Source organism: Streptomyces sp. NPDC008137, assembly GCF_042957035.1.
Lineage (GTDB): Bacteria > Actinomycetota > Actinomycetes > Streptomycetales > Streptomycetaceae > Streptomyces.
Genome location: NZ_JBIBHN010000024.1, coordinates 93,289 through 112,308 on the forward strand (window position 1 = coordinate 93,289; position 19,020 = coordinate 112,308).

The following is a 19,020-nucleotide window of genomic DNA, read 5'->3' on the forward strand; positions in this document are numbered from 1 at the left end:
TGAGGGGGGGCCGCTTTCATCGTGCTGGGTCAGCGGACCCGTCGCGCCCCCGCCGAAGGCACCGCCTCGAACACCCGCGGTGCCGTGAAGCCCGCCGCCGCGAACGCCTCCGTCACCGCCTTGGTGATGGCGTCGACGTCCGTCTCCTCCGCGAGGACGATCGCCGAGCCGCCGAAGCCGCCGCCGGTCATGCGGGCGCCCAGGGCGCCGGAGGCGAGGGCCGTGTCGACGACCAGGTCGAGTTCGGGGCAGGAGATGCGGAAGTCGTCACGGAGGGAGGCGTGTCCCTCGACGAGGATCGGGGCGATCGCGCGGGTGTCGTCGCCCGACTCCAGCAGGGACACCACCCGTTCGACGCGCTCGTTCTCCGTGACGATGTGGCGGACGAGGCGGCGGACCTCCTCCTCGTCGCCGAGGCGGGACAGCGCTGCGTCCAACTCGTCGTAGGGGACGTCCCGGAGCGCGTTGACGCCCAGCAGGGCCGCGCCCTTCTCGCAGCCCGCGCGGCGCTTGCCGTACTCGCCCTCGCTGTGGGAGTGCTTGACCTGCGTGTCGACCACGAGGAGGCGCATGCCCTCGGCCGCCAGGTCGAAGGGGATCTGCTTCTGGGAGAGGTCGCGGGTGTCGAGGAAGAGCGCGTGGCCGGCCTCGCAGCAGGCGGATGCCGTCTGGTCCATGATGCCGACGGGGGCGCCGACGTAGACGTTCTCCGCGCGCTGGCACAGGCGGGCCAGTTGCCAGCCTCGTAGACCGAGGGCGTACAAGTCGTTCAGGGCCAGCGCTACCACTACCTCCAGCGCCGCCGAGGAGGAGAGGCCCGCGCCCGAGGGGACCGTGGAGGACAGGTGGATGTCCGCGCCCGTGACCGCGTGGCCGGCCTCGCGCAGGGCCCAGACCACGCCCGCCGGGTACGCCGTCCAGTTCTTGTCCGACTCGGGGGACAGGTCGTCGAGGCGGAGCTCGGTCACGCCGCCCTCGACGTCCGCCGAGTGCAGGCGCAGGACGCCGTCCTCGCGGCGTGACACCGCCGCCACCGCCGTGTGCGGCAGGGCGAACGGCATGACGAAGCCGTCGTTGTAGTCGGTGTGCTCGCCGATGAGGTTGACGCGGCCCGGTGCCGCCCATACCCCGTGCGGTTCGGTGCCGTACAGCTCGCCGAACCGTGCGGCGACCGTCTCCGCCACAGCCTCGCTCATGCCTGTCCCCTGACTTTCCGTACGTACTAGTTGCCGCGTCGCTGCGCGAAGTCCCACGCGTCCGCGACGATTCCCGCGAGGTCCGCGCGGGACGGGTTCCAGCCCAGCTTCTCGCGGGCGGTGGCGGCCGAGGCCACCAGGACCGCCGGGTCGCCTCCCCGGCGGGGGGCGACCACTTCCGGGATCGGGTGGCCGGTCACGCTGCGGACCGTCTCGATGACCTCGCGGACCGAGAAGCCGTTGCCGTTGCCGAGGTTGCAGATGAGGTGCTCGCCGGGGGTGGCGGACCGGAGCGCCAGCAGGTGGGCTTCCGCGAGGTCCGCGACGTGGATGTAGTCGCGTACGCAGGTGCCGTCCGGCGTCGGGTAGTCGTCGCCGAAGACGGAGATCGCCTCGCGCCTGCCCTGCGCGACCTGGAGGACCAGCGGGATCAGGTGGGACTCGGGGTCGTGGCGCTCGCCGTGCTCGCCGTAGGCGCCCGCGACGTTGAAGTAGCGCAGCGAGACCGCGGCGAGGCCGTGGGCGGCCGCCTCACCCGTGATCATGTGGTCGACGGCGAGCTTCGAGGCGCCGTAGGGGTTGGTGGGGGACGTGGGCGCCGACTCGACGATCGGGACCTGCTCCGGCTCGCCGTACGTCGCGGCCGTGGAGGAGAAGACGAGCCTGGCCACGCCCGCCTCGCGCATCGCGGCCAGCAGGGCCATGGTGCCGCCGACGTTGTTGTCCCAGTACTTCTCCGGCTTCACGACGGACTCGCCGACCTGGGAGAACGCGGCGAAGTGCAGCACGCCGTCGTACGAGGAGTCCAGCCATTTGGCGGCGTCGCGGATGTCGCCCTCGACGAAGGTCGCGCCCGCCGGGACGCCCTCGCGGAAGCCGGTGGAGAGGTTGTCGAGGACGACGACCTCGTGGCCCGCCTCCAGCAGGTGCTGGGCGACCACGCTGCCGACGTAGCCCGCACCGCCTGTCACCAGGTACTTCCCGCTCATGAACTCGCTACCTCTCGCAGTCGCTCGGCCGCGCGCTCCGGCGGCACGTCGTTGATGAACACGTTCATGCCGGACTCGGAACCCGCGAGGAACTTCAGCTTGCCGGAAGTGCGGCGGATGGTGAAAAGCTCGAGGTGCAGTGCGAAGTCCTCCCGCACGATCCCGTCGAACTCCTCCAGCGCGCCGAACGGTGCCTGGTGCCAGGCCGCGATGTACGGCGTCGGAGGCTCGCCCTCACCGAAGATCCGGTCGAAGCGCCTCAAGAGTTCCAGATAAATCTTGGGGAACTCTGTGCGCGCCTCCGCGTCCAGACCGAGCAGGTCGGGCACCCGGCGCTTGGGGTAGAGGTGCACCTCGTACGGCCAGTGCGCCGCGTATGGCACGAATGCCACCCAGTGTTCACCCTCCAGGATGACCCGCTCGTCGGCGAGTTCCCCTTCCAGGATCGCGTCGAAGAGGTTCTCCCCGCCGGTCATCTCCTTGTGGGTCGCGACGGAGCGCAGCATCAGGGCGGTGCGCGGGGTGGTGAAGGGGTAGGCGTAGATCTGCCCGTGCGGGTGCTGGAGGGTCACGCCGATCTCGGCACCGCGGTTCTCGAAGCAGAAGACCTGTTCGACGGAGGGGAGATGGGACAGCTCCGACGTGCGGTCCGTCCACGCCTCCAGCACCAGGCCCGCCTGCTCCTCGGTGAGGCCGGCGAAGGAGACGTCGTGGTCGGAGGTGAAGCAGACGACCTCGCAGCGGCCCGAGTCTCCGGCCAGCGAGGGGAAGCGGTTCTCGAACACGACGACGTCGTACGACGAGTCCGGGATCTCGCTGAGCCGGTCGCCCTCGGAGGGGCACAGGGGGCATTCGTCGGCCGGGGGGTGGTAGGTGCGGCCCTGGCGGTGCGAGGCGATGGCGACGGAGTCGCCGAGCAGGGGGTCGCGGCGGATCTCGGACGTCGTGACGGTGCGGTCCAGCGGGCGGCGGTCGGTCGCGTCGCGCACGGTGTCGTCGCGCAGGTCGTAGTAGATGAGCTCGCGACCGTCGGCCAGCCGGGTCGAGGTCTTCTTCACGCCGGACTCCTCATCCTTCAAACATAACCAAACATATAAAAACATCGATCCCCCCACCCGTCAACATCACAATCCAACAAAGAGCATCACTGGGCGTGTTCAATTGCTGAACGCGGAGGCGTAGATTCCGCGAGGTATCGGTTCGCGCAACGAAGCGAGGGCTAGTGCAAACCCCCACACATCTATCGGCCGAGCTGCGACTCCCCACGAACTGGCTCGACTACACACTCCTCGGTATCTACTTCGTCGTCGTCCTCGGCATCGGCTTCGCCGCCCGCCGTTCGGTGAAGACGAGTCTCGACTTCTTCCTCTCCGGGCGTTCCCTGCCCGCCTGGGTCACCGGTCTGGCCTTCATCGCCGCCAACCTGGGCGCCACCGAGATCCTGGGCATGGCCGCCAACAGCGCGCAGTACGGCGTCTACACGACGCACTGGTACTGGATCGGCGCCATCCCGGCCATGGTCTTCCTGGGCCTGGTGATGATGCCCTTCTACTACGGCTCCAAGGTCCGCTCGGTCCCCGAGTTCCTGCTGCTGCGCTTCGACAGAGGCGCGCACCTGCTCAGCTCGATCCTCTTCGCCTTCGCCGCGATCCTCATCGCCGGCGTCAACCTCTACGCCCTGGCCATCGTCGTCGAGGCGCTGCTGGGCTGGCCGGAGTGGGTGGCGATCGTCGTCGCCGGCTTCTTCGTCCTCGCGTACATCACCCTCGGCGGCCTGTCCTCGGCGATCTACAACGAGGTCCTGCAGTTCTTCGTCATCCTCGCCGCGCTCATCCCGATCGCGGTCCTCGGCCTGAAGAAGGTGGGCGGCTGGGACGGCCTGTCCGACTCCCTCACCGCCTCCCGGGGCGCCGACTTCATGACGTCCTGGGGCGGCACGGGCATCGGCAGCGACAACCCGCTGGGCGCGAACTGGCTGACGATCGTCCTGGGCCTCGGCTTCGTGCTGTCCTTCGGCTACTGGACGACGAACTTCGCCGAGGTGCAGCGCGCCCTGTCCGCGAAGAACCTCTCGGCGGCCCAGCGCACCCCGCTCATCGCCGCGTTCCCGAAGATCTTCATCGTGTTCCTGGTGATGATCCCGGGTCTGGTGGCCGCCGTCCTGGTCCCCAAGATCGGCACCTCCGGCTCGGACCTCCAGTACAACGACGCGATCCCCTATCTCATGGCACAGCTGCTGCCGAACGGCGTGCTGGGCATCGCCGTCACCGGCCTCCTCGCGGCGTTCATGGCGGGTATGGCGGCGAACGTGTCGTCGTTCAACACGGTGTTCACCACCGACATCTGGGCGAAGTACGTCGTCCGGGGCCGCGAGGACGAGTACTACGTCCGCTTCGGCCGTCTCATCACGGCGATCGGCGTCCTCGCCTCCATCGGCACGGCGTTCCTGGCCCGCTCCTTCTCGAACATCATGGCCTACCTGCAGACCCTCTTCTCCTTCTTCAACGTGCCGATGTTCGTCGTCTTCATCATCGGCATGTTCTGGAGGCGGGCGTCGATGAAGTCGGGCTTCTGGGGACTGCTCGTGGGCACCACCGCCGCGATGGTCAACTACTTCGTCCTCTACAAGCAGGACATCGTCGACATCCCCACCGACCAGGGCGCCAACTTCGTCTCGGCGATCGCCGGGTTCGTCGCGGGCGCCGTCGTCATGGTGGCGGTGTCGCTCTTCACCGCGCCCAAGCCGGCCGAGGAACTCCAGGGCCTGGTCTACGGCACGACCTCACCCGGCATGGCGGAACCCCCGGCGCCCGGGGACGAGGCCTGGTATCGCAAGCCGGCGCTGCTCGGCTGGGGCGCGATCGTGCTGGCCGCGGCCTGCTACATCCCATTCTCGTTCTGACCGTTCCCGTTCCGACCATTCTCGTTCTCTGACCGAGGGAGGATTGACGTATGTCCGAGTTCTACTCCGACAAGGACGTGCAGCGGGAGGTCACCGAGCTGCAGGGCAAGTCGGCGACGGCCGCGCGGTTGTTCGACATCCGGCGCATCATCGGTGGGTTGTTCGTGCTGTACGGCGTGATCGTGATGATCGCGGGGTTCACGGCGTCCGACGCCGACATCGACAAGGCGGAGGGGGTCAACATCAACCTGTGGACCGGGTTGGGGATGCTGCTGCTGGGGGTGTTCTTCCTGGTGTGGCTGAAGCTGAGGCCGGCGGCGCCGGCGCCGCCCGGGGTTGAACCGGAGGACGAACTGAGGGGGTGACGGCGGGACGTCAGTGCTGGATGCACGGGTGCGAACGCCGGCCCAGAGGCCAGACCGTGTGAGAGCCGGGGGGCGGCTGAGTGCGATCCGCCCCCGCCGGCACACGGCTGGCAGGGGCGGGTCGGCGGGCCAGTCCACGGGCACGAGGACCGTCACCGAGACGTCAGGAAGCCGCTCCCAAGAGCGCGGCCGACAGCGCCTCGCCCGTCATCTCGATGATGACGGCATCGTCCTGCATACCCGCAGGGAGCTGACTGCGCTCCTCCTCGCGGCACACGATGCGGCCGGTAGTCGGATCGACGACGACCGCGCCCAGCCGGGAAACCAACTCGGCAACGATGGCGAAGACGCCCCCTGCGTGAGGGCGCTCCACCAGAAGGCCGGTTTCGTCGGCTGAGATCTCGGCTTCGCTGCCGTCGGATGCCCGGATCCAGAACCGCAGACTGCCGTCCTCGGCCACGGTGAGTCGCGGGTCCCCGACGTCGTGGGGCTCCAGAACTGCCCGCACCACGTCGAGGTCCGGCGGAACAGGTACGTCACCGCCGTCGACGAACTTATAGATCGACGGACTGTAGCCCATGACCCTCCTTTCGACGTCCGGCCACCGAGATGGCCGGACTCCGGTTTCCTCAGCCTGTTACGGGTACGGGCCTGAACACGAACTTGATGCCTTCGACGCCGTTGTCGGCAGCCCAGTGCCGAAGAGCGATCGCGGTCTTCTCGTTGTTCATGTACCACACGACGGGTACGCCCTTCGCCGCCGCCACCTGCTTCTTCATCGTGCCGGTTTCCTTCGTGGGGAACCGGAGCTTGCCCGTACTCGCGTCGATGAAGCTGTCCGCGTAGTGCAGGTTCTTGGCGTCGATGAGAGTGCCGTTCAGATAGCCGTCGAACTTGACGAACCCACTCGGCGTGGACGGATCAGGGACCTTGTAGACGAAGCCTTCCGGGACTCCGCCTGTGACCGCCCGCTGATAGGCGGCGTCGACGGCCTTCATCGATTCCGTTTCAGGGGTCCATGACCCCGGACCACCGAGTTCGATCCAGCAGCCATCGGCGGCGCTCGCCGCCGGTGCCGCGAACGTGGTGCGGGACGTCTTCTTGCACGTCTCGCCCAGTTCCCTGAGCACCTTGGTCCCGATGCCGGCGATCACGTCGTCGGTCAGACCGAGGGAGCGCAGGCCCTTCCAGGCATTCGTGAAGCCGATACCCGTCTTGAGGGAGGCGTCCAGAGCCTTCACCGCGTCGGCGGTGACCTTGAGAACCTTGCCTCCGACGAACCAGCCCGCCGCCCACGCGCAGCCGGACCAGCTACCGCTCGCGCCACCAGGAGTGATCTTCTGGCCGCATTCGATGAAGTCGCCCAGCAGGATCTTCACCGGGTCGATGCCGGAGTTGAACTCGGCCATCGAGATGGTGTGGGTGACCGTGGTCGATTCTTCCGGCAGAGTCTTCGTGTCCAGGTACACGGTGGCCTGTGCAGGGCACTTGTAGTGCGACAGATCCAGGTCTTTCGCAGTGCACAGGTACAGGTCGACGACCGCGCTGAACTTGATCTTCGCGGTGATCACGCAGTCGCCGACGTGCACGATGACGTTGCAGTTCTCCTCCTTCACCACCTCGGGATCGCCGACGGGTTGGATGCGGTCGACGATGTAGAAGACACTGCCGATCGCGACTCCGAGGTCGTCGACCGTGGTGCCCGAGGTGATCTGCTGCGCCTTGCTCGCCTCCTCGGCGCGCTCGGCTGCCTCCTGGGCCTCCTTGGCATACCTCTCCGCGTCCTTTGCCGCTTCCTCCGCCTCTGTCGCGGCGGCATCCGCGCGGTCGGCCGCTGCCCGGGCGTCCTTGGCGGCCTCTTCGGCCGCTGAAGCGGCCGTGCGGGCGGCTTCGGCGTCGAGGGCTGCCTGGTCGGCCGAATCCCGGGCGTCCTTGGCGTGGTTCTCGGCGCGGCCGGCTGCCTTGTCTGCGGCTTCTGCGTCCTCGGTGGCCTGGCGGTTGTACTCGGCGGTGCGGGCCAGGGACGCCGTCGCCTTGGACGCGGCCTTGGCGGCGTCGGCGGCGTAGCCGAGGGCTTCCTTGGCGTAGGTGCGGGCGGTCGCCGCGTGTCCGGCAGCGTTGGCCGCGTGCTGGTAGGCGGCCTTGGCGTCGCCCTTCGCCTGGTCGGCGAGGTTCTTGGCGGCTGAGGCTTCTGCCGCCGCGTTCTTGGCGTGGGCGTCGGCGACGGACTGCTGCTGTTCGGCGATCGTCTTGGACGCCTGGCCGGTGAGGACCACCAGGCCCGCTGCCGAGTCGGTGTCGATGTACGGGGAACCGAGCTGGATCGCGTCGTTGGCCGGCTTGGCGACCTGGGCGGCGGCGTTGCCGGCGTCGACGGCGGCCTGTGCGGTGACGTGCGCGAAGCCCGCGGCCTTCGCGGAGGCGACCAGGGCCTTGGCGGCTTCCTGGTTCGCTGTGTCCGCGTGGGACTTGGCCGTCTTGGCCTGCTTCTCCGCCTCGTCGGCCATCTCGACTGCCGACTTGGCCTCGGAGGAGGCATGCTCGGAGGCGTCGATGGCCTCGGCCGCGGCGCTCGTCGCGGTCTTGAGCGCGGCGTCGGACTTCAGCTTCGCGGCCTGGGCGCCGTCCGCGTGTGCGCGGGAGCGCTTGGCCGCCGCCTCGGCGCGCGTGGCTGCCGCGTCGGCGTCCGCGGCAGCCTTCGTCGCGGCGTCCGCTTCGGAACGAGACCTTGTGGCCGCTGCCTCGGCGTCGTCGGCGTGCTTGTCCGCCGCGTTGGCCGCGGTACGGGCGGCGTCGGCTGCCTCCCCGGCCTCCAGGGAGTCGGCATAGGCGCCCTTGGCATCGGCCTTGGCGCGGGCGGCGTCGGCCTTCTGCTCGGCGTCCCACGCGTCGTCCCGCTTGGCCATGGCGTTGTCACGAGCCTTGACCGCGTCGTTCTTCCTCTCGACCGCGGTGCCCTCGGCCGCCTCGGCCTTGTCCTTGGCGTCCTTGGCCTTCGTCGCCTCCGCCTCGGCGTTCTTCTTGTGCTGGGCGGCCTCGGCCTGCTTGGCCGCTGCGGTCTTCTTCTCCGCCTCGGCCGTCTTCTCCTCGGCCTCGGCGGCCAGGCGCTCGGCACGGGCCTTGGCAGCGGCCGCCTTGGCGTCGCCTTCGGCCTTCAGGGCCTCGGCGAGCTTGGCCTCCGCGGTCTCCTTGTCCTTCTTGGCGTTGTCGCGGTGCACCTTGGCAGCGTCGGCCGCTGCCTTCGCCTGGGACTCGGCCATCGCCGCCGCGGCCTTGCGGAACTCGGCCTTGGACTGCGCCGCCTGGGCCAGGGCGCGTTGCGCGATGGTCGCGCTGTCACCGGCGGAGGCGCGGGTGGCGGCCTCTGCGGTCGTGCCGGCCTTCACCATCGCTTCCAGAGCGGCAACGGCACCCTTGGTGACCTGCGCCTTCTGCTGGCCTACCAGCAGGCCCCGGCCGCGCGGGGCACCGGCCTCGTCGGCGACGGCGTACGCCGCCTTCTGCGCGATGTCCGTGGCGGTAGCGTGCTTCTGCGCCGCATCCAACTGGGCCTTGAGAACGTCGAGTTGCTTCTTCGCTCCCGCCTGCGCCGCCGTGACGCCTTTCTTGGCCTTCTCGAACTGCGCCTTGTCCGGGTAGAACTGGCTGTCCGTGCCCTTGTGGCCCTCGGGGACGATCCGGAACTTCTGCGGGTTCGTGCCGTTGCACGCCCACAGCCAGGCATCGTGGCTGTTGTCGAACTTGTTCAGGTCCAGGCACTTGTCCGTGGCGGCGTTGCGTAGCTCGCCCGCAGCGCGGACGTCGAAGTCCCACCGCTGCGCTTTGCTGTCGTTGCACGTCCAGATCTGGATCTTCGTGCCGTTGGCCGGGTTGCTGTTCTCGACGTCCAGGCACTTCTGAGAGTTGACGTTGACGAGGGCGTAGCCGTCGCCGGACGTACCCCGGAGCCGCCACTGCTGTGCGTAGGAGTCGTTGCAGGTGTAGATCTGGACCGGGGTGCCCGAGGCCGTCTTGGCGCCCTGCACGTCCAGGCACTTGCCCTTGGCCGCCTCGACCTGGATGACCGCCGAGGAGTCACCGATCCAGCCCACACCGCCGGGAGACCAGTAGTCCTGCCAACGGACCAGACGGTCGGCGACCCACGAGTGCCCCAGCATGTTCCCCAGCGCCTTCGCGCCGGAAGCGAGGGCGTTGGTGGCGTCCTTGCCGGACTTCAGGATCTGGTTGCGCTGGACCGCCTGCGAGGCGATCTCCCGCTGCCACTCCGCAGTGGCCGTGTCGGCTATGCCGCCCCAGGCCTTGTTCGGGTCGATCGGGTCCCGCCAGGCACATGACGCGTACCTGGTCTTCATGTCCTCGACCGCGATCCGGTGTTCGGCGGTACCGGGCTCCGGCGCGGTGCGGGGAAAGCCGCCGGAGGCCAGGAACAGCCGGGCGTCGTCGGCGCCCTTGCCGTTGAAGGTGTTGAACAGCCCTTGGAACGCGCGCCGTTCCTCGTACTGCCGCTGCCGCTCCCCAGGGGGCAGGTCCGGATCGTAGGGCTTGTCGCCGTAGAGCGGGGTCCCCAGGTCGGTGATGGTCTTGAGCGTCTTGTCGTCGGCCTTGGGGGTGGGGTCCTCGTAGAAGTCCCCTTCGGACTGCCAGAACCTGTCAGCGATCCACTTGGTCAGACCGGTCTGGCTGTGGAAGTCCTCCTCATCGTCCCCTGGCCCTCCAGGAGGCCAGTGGAAATCGGAGACGGTGAACCCGCCCGGGGTCTCCAGGCCGTCCAGGGGCTTCGCCCACTCGTCGCGAAGGGCGTGGACGGCATCGAGCTCCTTCTCGGCCACGTCCCTGTCCCGCTGGTACGCGACAGCCAGCGGAGTGTCCTCCCAGTACTCCCGGTCGGCCAGGACGTGCAGCTTGTCCGGCGGCTGGTTGAGCCCGTCCTGCGCGGTCGCGGCCATCGCCGGCCCACCCAGGCGCAGCACATCCGCCATCAGGCACTGGTCCTGCCGCAGCCGCTCGGCTGCCGTGTCCTCGGCCCAGTCCTCCGAGGCGCTCGCCTCGGCTGCTGCCTGCGTGCCGGTGAGCCGGTCCAGCGCGTCGGGCTGGACCGCCAGTCCGGCCAGTACGGCTACGGCCGCCGCGGACGTCACGGCAGAAGTCAGTAGACGGGATCTGCCCGGTCTGGGCATGAAGCGGGTTCTGGGCAGGAAAGGCCCCGGTCTTGGGCGCAAGAAAGCATCCCCCTCGTGGCGAAGGAAGACGTCCAGGGGCGCCCGTCAGAAAGAGCGGAGAAGATGCGCGAGGTGCCGGTTCCGCGGCATGACGGTGCGCCCTCCCCGTGGCGACGGTGTCCCCCCGGTCGCCGATTGACGCGCGACATGGCGGAGTAGTCAGCCCCGCCCGGCGCGACGATCACATTAGGCACTGACGTTCGAATGGGCTAGGGGGTTTTCTTCGAAGCGCGGGCGGCGTGGCAGGAAAGAACCCCTGGGGTCTACCGGCCTCACAGCCACAAGATCAGTGACGCACCTGGGGAATTACTGTGTTCATCTCGTGAACACGACCCCGGGTCGGTTGCCACACAGAGCCGAGATCGACCAGAAACCTACCCACGCCTCAAAGCACGCCGCATGACTTCTCTCAGGCCTCCGGCACCGTCCGCGTCACCGGCCCCGCCCGGTCCAGCAACCCCGTCCGCGCCGCCAGCGCCGCCGCCTCCAGGCGAGATCCCACTCCCAGTTTCATCAGCACCCGCTGGACATGCGTACGGGCAGTCGACGGTGCGATGCCCATGCCCGCCGCGATGAGGCGGGTGTCCTCGCCGTCGGCGACGCGGACCAGGACCTCCACCTCGCGGGGCGTCAGCATCGACAGCAACCGCTGACCCTCGTCGTCCGGTTGGGCCGCTGGATTCAGCAGCTCGCTGAACGCGCCCTGCAGAAGCTGCGGCGCCACCGCCGCCTCGCCCGCCCGGGCCTTCATGATGGCCCGCTCGACGCCCTCTATCCGCTCGTCATGCCGGACATAGCCGGCCGCCCCCGCCGCGAACGCCGCCGCGATGCCCCGTGGGCTCGGCACCGGGCCCAGCACCAGCACCGCCACCTGCGGCCGCTCGCGCTTGATCCGTACCACCGGGTCGAAGATGCCCGGCTCCGCCGGCGTGGCCGTCCCCAGCAGGCACACCTCCGGCGCCCGTGTGATCACCAGCTCCGCCGCCCCCGCGGCCGGCGCCGCCGCGGCCAGCACCCGGTGCCCCCGCAGCTTCAGCGCGGAGGCCAGCGCCTCGGCCAGCAATCGGTGGTCGTCGACCACCATGAGCCGCACTCCCATCGAGCAACCCCCCAGTCACCCCAGTCCCCCCAATGGAAGCCCCCCGGCTCCCCCGCCTTCATGCCCCCGGAAGCTACACGCTTGTTCGACGTTGCGCTCCCCTACCCGCGAGAATCGCCCCGGATCGCCGAAATTCCTCTCATTAGAGGTTGACTGAGCCAAACGCGAACGGTCCCGCCCCTGAACAGGGACGGGACCGAAAGGAACCTCGGTCGATCACTAGATGATCATCGGACGATCAGCCCGTACCGAACCCGACCGCCAGATACTCCTTGTCACCGGACGAGGGCCGCTTGCTCGCGTACACCTTGGACATGAACAGATGCCCGTCGGCGTACAGGAACTCCGAGTAGTCCGGCGACATGCTGCTCTCCACGTCACGCACCTGCTCCGACGCGGGGTTCTCCAGCAGCTTCGTCTGCTTGAAGCTGCCCCCGTCGATGCTCACGATCTGCCCGCCCTTGTCGTACGGCGGCCGCTTGTACGCGATCAGGTTGCCGCCGTCCATGCGCAGCGGCGAGATCGTGTAGCCGTCGCCCGCGTCGGCCCGCTGCCCGGTCTGCTTGCCGGTGGCGAGGTTGAACGCGACGATCTCGTTGGTCTGGCTGTACTCGCCCTTGCCGTCATGCTCCTCGGTCGGGATGTACAGCCGGTCGTTGCCCACGGCGAGCTGGTTGCAGTACTCGATGCGGGTGATGCCCTCGCAGCGCGCCGCGAACTGCTCGCCCGGCGCCGAGATGCGGGCGCGCAGCGTGCCGGTCTTGTTGTCGATGGAGAAGAAGTCCGAGATGCCGCTGCCGTCGCCCGCGGAGTCGCCGACGTCGGCGGCCACCACCAGCGGGTTGGTCGACACGACGCTGGCGTACTCGATGCCCTCGGCCATCTTGTACTCCGAGATCACCTTGCCGGACTTCGGGTCGATGGTCTGGATGTGCAACTGCCGCTGCTCGTACGAACCGCACTTGCGCACCGCGACCAGCTTCTCGCCACCGCCGTACCCGGCGTCGTAGCAGGAGTCGCTGGGCTTGGGGCTCCACAGCGGCTTGCCGGAGACGTCGAAGGCGGCGCCGCCACTGCTGCTGCCGACGGCGACGGTCCTGCCGCTGATCGTGACGTTGTCGAAACTGATCAGCTGGTCACCGGTCTTGGCCGTCTTCGTCCACAGCCTCTTGCCCGCGTCGAGATCGATCAAGGCGACCTGGCTGCACCCGTGCGAAGGGTCGGCCTTGGTCGGCATCTCGGGCTGGTAGAGGATCGCCGTCTTGTTGTCCTCGGTGACATGGCGGCTGGCCTGGCAGACGGGGCCGTCCAGCGGGATCGTCCACTGCTTGCCGCCCGTGTCGCGGTCGTAGCCGACGATCTTGGCGATGCCGCTCTTGGCGTACGTCTTGTCGGTGAGCCACGAGCCGGAGACGACGACCGTGCTGTCGTTATTCACCTCGGGCGCCGGGACCTGGAAGAGGACCCTGGCGCCGGGGTCGGACGGTGCCTTCTCCTTGCCGGAGGTGGTGCCGCCGTTGTCGTCGTCCGTACCGCCGGTGATGCCGCCGGAGCTGGCGGTGTCGTCCTTCTTGCCGTCGTCCTTGGACGAGGAGTACCAGACGCCGCCGCCGATGATCAGGGCGATCGCCACGACCGCGGCGACGATGATCGCCAGCTGCGCGTTGAACTTCTTGCCGCCGCCGGGCTGTCCCGGCTGCCCCGGCTGCCCTGGGTATCCGGGCTGCGGCTGGAGCGGCATGGTCCCCTGCGGATAGCCGTAACCGGGCTGCCCGTAAGGCGCCTGCCCCGGCTGACCCGGCTGGCCGTAAGGCCCCTGCGGTGGCTGCGGCGGCTGCCCGTACGCCCCGGGTTGCTGCGCGGGATAGCCGTAACCGGGCGGCGGCGGCCCCTGCGGAGCGGCCTGCGGCGGCTGCGGCGGCGTCTGGGGAGCCTGCGGATAGCCGTACCCCGGCTGCGGGGGCTGGTCCTGGGGCGGCCCGAAGCCTCCGCCGGACGGCGGCTGCTGGGGCGGTGGGGGCGGCGGCTGGGTCATGACGTGAGCACCTCGGAGAAGGGGAGGGAGGACGACGAGGAGGGGACGGAAGAGGGAAGAAGAGTCACTTGCCGTAGGCGAGCATCAACTTCTCCTTCGTCTCGTCGTTTCCGCTCAGCCGGGTGTTCGAGATGTAGAAGCGCCCGCCGGCCCACTCGATGTCCCTGGAGAAGAAGCCGTTCTCGATGTCCGCCGCGCCCTGCGGGTTCTGGAGCAGCTTGACCGGCTTGTGGGCGCTGCCGCCGGTCGGGATGGACACGATCTGGCCGCCCGAGTCGTACGACGGCTCGACGTAGGCGATGAGCTTTCCGCCCTCGACCCGCATCGGCAGCATGGACTCGTCCGCCGGGGACTTGACGCGCCACTTCTCCTTGCCGTTGGCGAGGTTGATCGCGACGATCTCGTTGGCGCCGGTGGTCGCCTCGGTCGGCAGGTAGAGCGTGGAGTCGTCTGCGGCGACGCCCTGGCAGCCCTGGAGGTCACGCTCGAGGATGGCCCAGCCGCACTCGGGGGCGAAGTCCTCGTCGAAGCCGACCTGCGAGCGGAACTTGCCGCCGGAGGTGAAGGTGGAGATGTTCCAGGACTTCTTCTCCTTGTTGGTGCTGTAGATGACCAACGGGCTCACGGAGTAGACGCGCGCGACCCGCCAGCCCTTGTCGAACGGCTGGGTCCACTTGACGTCGCCGGTCTTCGGGTCGAGCTCCTGGACCTCGTCGTGCTCCTTGTCACCGCCGGCGCCGCAGGAGGAGACGGAGATCAGCTTCTCGCCGCCGGCGAACGCGGCGGGGAAGCAGGCCGCGCCGTACTTCTTCTTGTCGAAGAGCTTGTCGCCGTTGGTGACGTCGTACGCCGTGCCCGACTGGGATCGGCCCACCATCAGCGTGGTGCCGGTGACGGACAGTTCGACGGAGAGCGTGGAGTCGAAGAGGGCGCCGTCGGCGACCTCCTGCTTCCAGCCCTTCTCGCCTGTGGCGAGGTCGATCTCCTGGAGCTGGTTGCACTTGGCGCGGTTGCTGCTGCCGCTCATGTAGGCGACGACGATCTTGTCTTCCGCCGTCTTCTCCGGAGTGGTCGCGCAGATCTTCTGCGGGAAGGTGATCGTGTCCCACGTCGGCTTGCCGTCGCCGACGTTGTACGCGAAGAGCTGCTTGTACGCCGCCTTCACCGCGGTCTTGTCGGTGATCCACATGCCGTCGGCGTCGGCGCCGGACTTGGGCGCGTCGGGCGCCTCCTTGTACCAGAGGACCTTGGCCTCGCCGGCCTGGCGGCCCTCGTTGAGGTTCTCCGGGTCGTCGCCGCCGTCGCCCTTGCCGTCACCGGGGTTGACCGGGTCGGAGGCGCCGGACTTGCCGTTGCTCTGCTGGGCGACCGGCTTCTTCTTCCCCTTGCCGTCGTCACCGCCGGTCACCGCCCACACGGTGCCGCCGACCACGAGCAGCGCGGCGACCGCGGCGCCGATGATCAGGGCCGGCTTGCCCTTGAACGGGTTGCCCGAGCCTCCCCCGGGCGGGGTGCCGGGCGCGCCGGGGTACTGCGGCTGGGGCGGGTAGCCGTAGCCGGGCTGGCCGTACGGTCCCGGCGGCTGGGGCTGGCCGTACGGCCCCGGCTGCTGGGGCTGGCCGTAGGGGCCGGAGTTGTACGGGCCGGGCTGGCCGTAGGGGCCCGGCTGCTGCGGAGGCTGCTGCTGGGGATAGCCGTACCCCGGCTGCGGAGGCGGCGGCGTCTGCGGCGGGCCCTGCGGGGGCGGCGGCGTCTGCGGCGGGCCCTGGGGTGGCGGCGGGGTTCCCGGTGCCCCGTAGCCACCGCCCTGCGGCGGCTGGTTCTGCGGTGCTCCGAAGCCACCGTGCGGTGGCTGACTGGGCGGCTGAGTCATCAGCGGCTCCCCCGTTCGATCACTGATTTTTAGCCACGCCCTGAGGTACACGATGAGCTCAGAGTCGCTTCATAAAGTTCTAAGACGACTCTTTCTATCACCAGGTTCCGACAGCACACCGGGCCGATCATCCCCTGTTCCCAAGGGAGGACCGGCCCGTGATGCCGCCGTTATGCGTCTTCACGCACCCTTCACGCGTCTTCGGCGAGTTCCAGCCAGCGCAGCTCCAGTTCCTCGCGCTGACCCGCCAACTCGCGCAGTTCGGCGTCCAGTTCTGCGACCTTCGCGAAGTCCGTGGCGTTTTCGGCGATTTGGGAGTGAAGCTTCGTCTCCTTCTCGGAGACCTTGTCGAGCTGCCGCTCGATCTTCTGGAGTTCCTTCTTGGCGGCGCGCTGGTCGGCGGCGCTCTTCTCCGGAGCCGCCGTCTGCGGCGCGGCGGCCGGGCCGGAAGAGGCGGCCGCGGCCTCCTCCATGCGCTTGCGCCGCTCCAGGTACTCGTCGATGCCGCGCGGCAGCATCCGCAGGGCGCCGTCACCGAGCAGGGCGAACACCCGGTCGGTGGTGCGCTCGATGAAGAACCGGTCGTGGGAGATGACGATCATCGAGCCGGGCCAGCCGTCGAGGACGTCCTCCAGCTGCGTCAGCGTCTCGATGTCGAGGTCGTTGGTGGGCTCGTCGAGGAAGAGGACGTTGGGCTCGTCCATGAGCAGCCGCAGCAGCTGGAGCCTGCGGCGCTCACCGCCGGACAGGTCGCCTACCGGCGTCCACTGCTTCTCCTTGCCGAAGCCGAACGTCTCGCAGAGCTGCCCGGCGGTCATCTCGCGGCCCTTGCCGAGGTCGACGCGCTCGCGCACCTGCTGCACGGCCTCCAGCACGCGCGTGCTCGGGTCGAGTTCGGCGACCTCCTGGGACAGGTAGGCGAGCTTGACGGTCTTGCCGACCTTGACCTGCCCGGCCACGGGCTGCGTCTCCCCGCCGCTCCGGGACGCCTCGGCCATGGCCCGCAGCAGGGAGGTCTTCCCGGCGCCGTTCACTCCGACGAGACCGATCCGGTCTCCGGGTCCGAGCTGCCAGGTGACGTGCTTGAGGAGGACCTTGGGGCCCGCCTGGACGGTGATGTCCTCCAGGTCGAACACGGTCTTGCCCAGCCGGGTGGACGCGAACTTCATCAGCTCGCTGCTGTCGCGGGGCGGCGGTACGTCCTTGATGAGCTCGTTGGCGGCCTCGACGCGGAAGCGCGGCTTGGACGTACGGGCGGGCGCCCCGCGCCGCAGCCAGGCCAGCTCCTTGCGGACGAGGTTCTGCCGCTTGACCTCCTCGGTGGCGGCGATGCGCTCGCGCTCGGCCCGGGCGAAGACGTAGTCGGAGTAGCCGCCCTCGTACTCGTAGACGGCGCCGCGCTGGACGTCCCACATGCGGGTGCACACCTGGTCGAGGAACCAGCGGTCGTGGGTGACGCAGACGAGGGCGGAGCGGCGGACCTGGAGGTGCCGGGCCAGCCAGGAGATGCCCTCGACGTCGAGGTGGTTGGTGGGCTCGTCGAGGACGAGCAGGTCCTGCTCCTCGATGAGCAGCTTGGCGAGGGCGATACGGCGCCGCTCACCGCCGGACAGCGGCCCGATGACGGTGTCCAGGCCCGCGGGGAACCCCGGCAGGTCGAGCCCGCCGAACAGGCCGGTCAGCACGTCCCTGACCTTGGCGTCGCCCGCCCACTCGTGGTCGGCCATGTCGCCGATGACCTCGTGGCGGACGGTCGCCTCGGGGTCGAGGGAGTCGTGCTGGGTGAGCACGCCGCTGCGCAGTCCGCCGGAGTGCGTGACGCGCCCGGTGTCGGCCTCCTCCTGCTTGGCGAGCATCCGGATCAGGGTGGTCTTGCCGTCGCCGTTGCGGCCGACGACGCCGATGCGGTCCCCTTCGGAGACGCCGAGGGAGACGCCGTCGAGCAGGGCACGGGTGCCGTACACCTTGCTGACGTTCTCGACATTGACCAGGTTGACGGCCATTACTCTCCTGCCCAGGGGGCTGTTCGGCATGCGGCTTGGCCGCGTGGGTCGACGTCCCAGCCTAGTCGGGCCGCGGACGGCTCCCCGCCCGCGGCCTCTCTGCCCCCACCCCCGGCGACGGCCGTGCGCCCCGGGGGCGGTGTCCCCGGGGCGCACGGCCGTGCCCGGCGTCAGCGGCGGGACGCCGCCGTGCGGATCTCGGCGAGGAGGTCGTACATGACCTGGCCGGGGCATTCGGTGTCGAAGTAGTCGCGGTGACCGCCGACCGTGTTCGTGTCCTTCTTGGTGCCGTTGACGGGGTTGGTGTAGGTGACCCTCGCCTGCGGGTCCAGGCCCTTGAACCGGGCCATGACCTTGATCAGCCGGATCAGGGACGCCTTGGCCGCGTCCGTGGGGCCCTGGTGGTCGAGGTTGCCGATCAGGGCGATGCCGAGCGCGCCGGAGTTGTAGCCCACGGAGTGGAAGCCGGTGACGAGGTCGCCGTCCGGGTTGAAGGCGGGGATGCCGTCGTCGCCGGAGTAGCGGCCCTCGTAGACCGCGCCGGCCTCGTCGATGAGGAAGTGGTAGCCGATGTCGCCCCAGTCGTTGGTGATCGCGTGGAACTCGTAGATCGCGCGTACCGTCGCGGCCGGGTCGGGGTCGTCGTTCGGCGTCGCGGTGTGGTGGACCGTGATGATCTGCAGCGGGTAGTACGTCTCGGGCGAGTTGACCGAGCCGTCCGGCTTGAACCGCTTGGACTCGTCGGCGCCCCAGGCCGCGCGCGAGAGGTAGCCGACGCCGCGCACGCGGGTCGGCTCGCTCGGCACCTGGACCGTGCGCTTCGGGCCGTCGGTGGTGTCGATCGCCAGCGAGCGCACACCGTCGATGCCGCTCGGGGCCTTCACCTCGTACGCGGTGGCGTTGCCGGCCGCGACGAGGGCCGTGCCTCCTCCCTCGACGGTCGCGCAGCCGCTCGCCAGGGTCTGCCAGTCACCGTCCGCGAGCCGGATGGCGGCGCCCGCCTCGGCGCCGGACCAGCGCACTCCGACGAACGAGGCGGCGAAGGCGGTGGTGGCCTCGCCGGTGCCGGTGGCGGACTCGGTGCGGGTGGCGGGGAACTTCTCCGGCGTCGTACCGGAATCGGCGGAGCCGGACGCGGAGTTGTCCGGCTCGCCGGATTCGGTGGCCGCGAACACCATCGGTGTGATCGCCGCTCCGGCGGCCACCGCCCCGCCTGCGGCGATCATGCCGCGACGGGACAGGGAGCGCTTTCTACGGTGATCCGGCTGGGCGGGGGTGGGGGATTCGGACACGGACGTGTCCCCTTCCAGAAGTGCGCCTGACGGTCGGTGCGCCGGGC

The 19,020-nt window shown here is 69.3% G+C and carries 12 protein-coding genes; 2 read left to right on the forward strand and 10 right to left on the reverse strand.

Going from position 1 to position 19,020, the window contains the following annotated elements:
* Positions 1–29: 29 nt before the first annotated feature.
* Genes galK through galT form a run of 3 tightly spaced genes read right to left on the reverse strand, consistent with a single transcriptional unit; the run spans position 30 to position 3,243 of the window.
* Positions 30–1,196: a galactokinase gene (galK, locus tag ACFZBT_RS29960; protein ID WP_391109923.1), complete on the reverse strand. Its 1,167-nt coding sequence runs from the start codon at positions 1,194–1,196 to the stop codon at positions 30–32.
* Positions 1,197–1,222: 26 nt separating this feature from the next.
* Positions 1,223–2,185, reverse strand: coding sequence for a UDP-glucose 4-epimerase GalE (gene galE, locus ACFZBT_RS29965; RefSeq protein WP_391109925.1), 963 nt, complete (start codon positions 2,183–2,185; stop codon positions 1,223–1,225).
* The gene (gene galT / locus ACFZBT_RS29970) at positions 2,182–3,243 is read right to left on the reverse strand and encodes a galactose-1-phosphate uridylyltransferase (protein WP_391109928.1); all 1,062 of its coding nucleotides are present in this window, start codon (positions 3,241–3,243) and stop codon (positions 2,182–2,184) included. The genes galE and galT overlap by 4 nt, the downstream gene beginning before the upstream one ends.
* 164 nt (positions 3,244–3,407) lie before the next feature.
* On the opposite strand from galT, the gene ACFZBT_RS29975 reads away from it, so the two are divergent.
* Complete coding sequence (locus ACFZBT_RS29975) at positions 3,408–5,087, forward strand: sodium/solute symporter (RefSeq protein WP_391109931.1); 1,680 nt, start codon at positions 3,408–3,410, stop codon at positions 5,085–5,087.
* Between the two features lie 50 nt (positions 5,088–5,137).
* Positions 5,138–5,452, forward strand: a complete 315-nt coding sequence (locus ACFZBT_RS29980; protein WP_391109934.1) for a hypothetical protein — start codon at positions 5,138–5,140, stop codon at positions 5,450–5,452.
* 163 nt (positions 5,453–5,615) lie between these two features.
* Here ACFZBT_RS29980 and ACFZBT_RS29985 read toward each other — a convergent pair whose 3' ends face one another.
* The 7 genes from ACFZBT_RS29985 to ACFZBT_RS30015 all read right to left on the reverse strand — a co-directional run bounded on the left by ACFZBT_RS29985 (position 5,616) and on the right by ACFZBT_RS30015 (position 18,907).
* The gene (locus ACFZBT_RS29985; protein ID WP_391109937.1) at positions 5,616–6,032 is read right to left on the reverse strand and encodes a hypothetical protein; all 417 of its coding nucleotides are present in this window, start codon (positions 6,030–6,032) and stop codon (positions 5,616–5,618) included.
* A gap of 49 nt (positions 6,033–6,081) precedes the next feature.
* Positions 6,082–10,671, reverse strand: coding sequence for an RICIN domain-containing protein (locus tag ACFZBT_RS29990; protein ID WP_391109940.1), 4,590 nt, complete (start codon positions 10,669–10,671; stop codon positions 6,082–6,084).
* A 409-nt stretch (positions 10,672–11,080) separates the two neighbouring features.
* The gene (locus tag ACFZBT_RS29995) at positions 11,081–11,770 is read right to left on the reverse strand and encodes a LuxR C-terminal-related transcriptional regulator (protein WP_391109944.1); all 690 of its coding nucleotides are present in this window, start codon (positions 11,768–11,770) and stop codon (positions 11,081–11,083) included.
* Between the two features lie 238 nt (positions 11,771–12,008).
* Positions 12,009–13,805 carry a PQQ-binding-like beta-propeller repeat protein gene (locus ACFZBT_RS30000; protein ID WP_391109947.1) on the reverse strand — a complete coding sequence of 599 codons (1,797 nt, stop codon included), beginning with the start codon at positions 13,803–13,805 and terminating at the stop codon, positions 12,009–12,011.
* Positions 13,806–13,869: 64 nt separating this feature from the next.
* Positions 13,870–15,678: a PQQ-binding-like beta-propeller repeat protein gene (locus tag ACFZBT_RS30005; RefSeq protein WP_391109950.1), complete on the reverse strand. Its 1,809-nt coding sequence runs from the start codon at positions 15,676–15,678 to the stop codon at positions 13,870–13,872.
* A 191-nt stretch (positions 15,679–15,869) separates the two neighbouring features.
* Positions 15,870–17,681, reverse strand: a complete 1,812-nt coding sequence (locus ACFZBT_RS30010) for an ATP-binding cassette domain-containing protein (RefSeq protein ID WP_391109952.1) — start codon at positions 17,679–17,681, stop codon at positions 15,870–15,872.
* 170 nt (positions 17,682–17,851) lie between these two features.
* Positions 17,852–18,907, reverse strand: a complete 1,056-nt coding sequence (locus ACFZBT_RS30015) for an N-acetylmuramoyl-L-alanine amidase (protein ID WP_391109955.1) — start codon at positions 18,905–18,907, stop codon at positions 17,852–17,854.
* Positions 18,908–19,020: the final 113 nt, after the last annotated feature.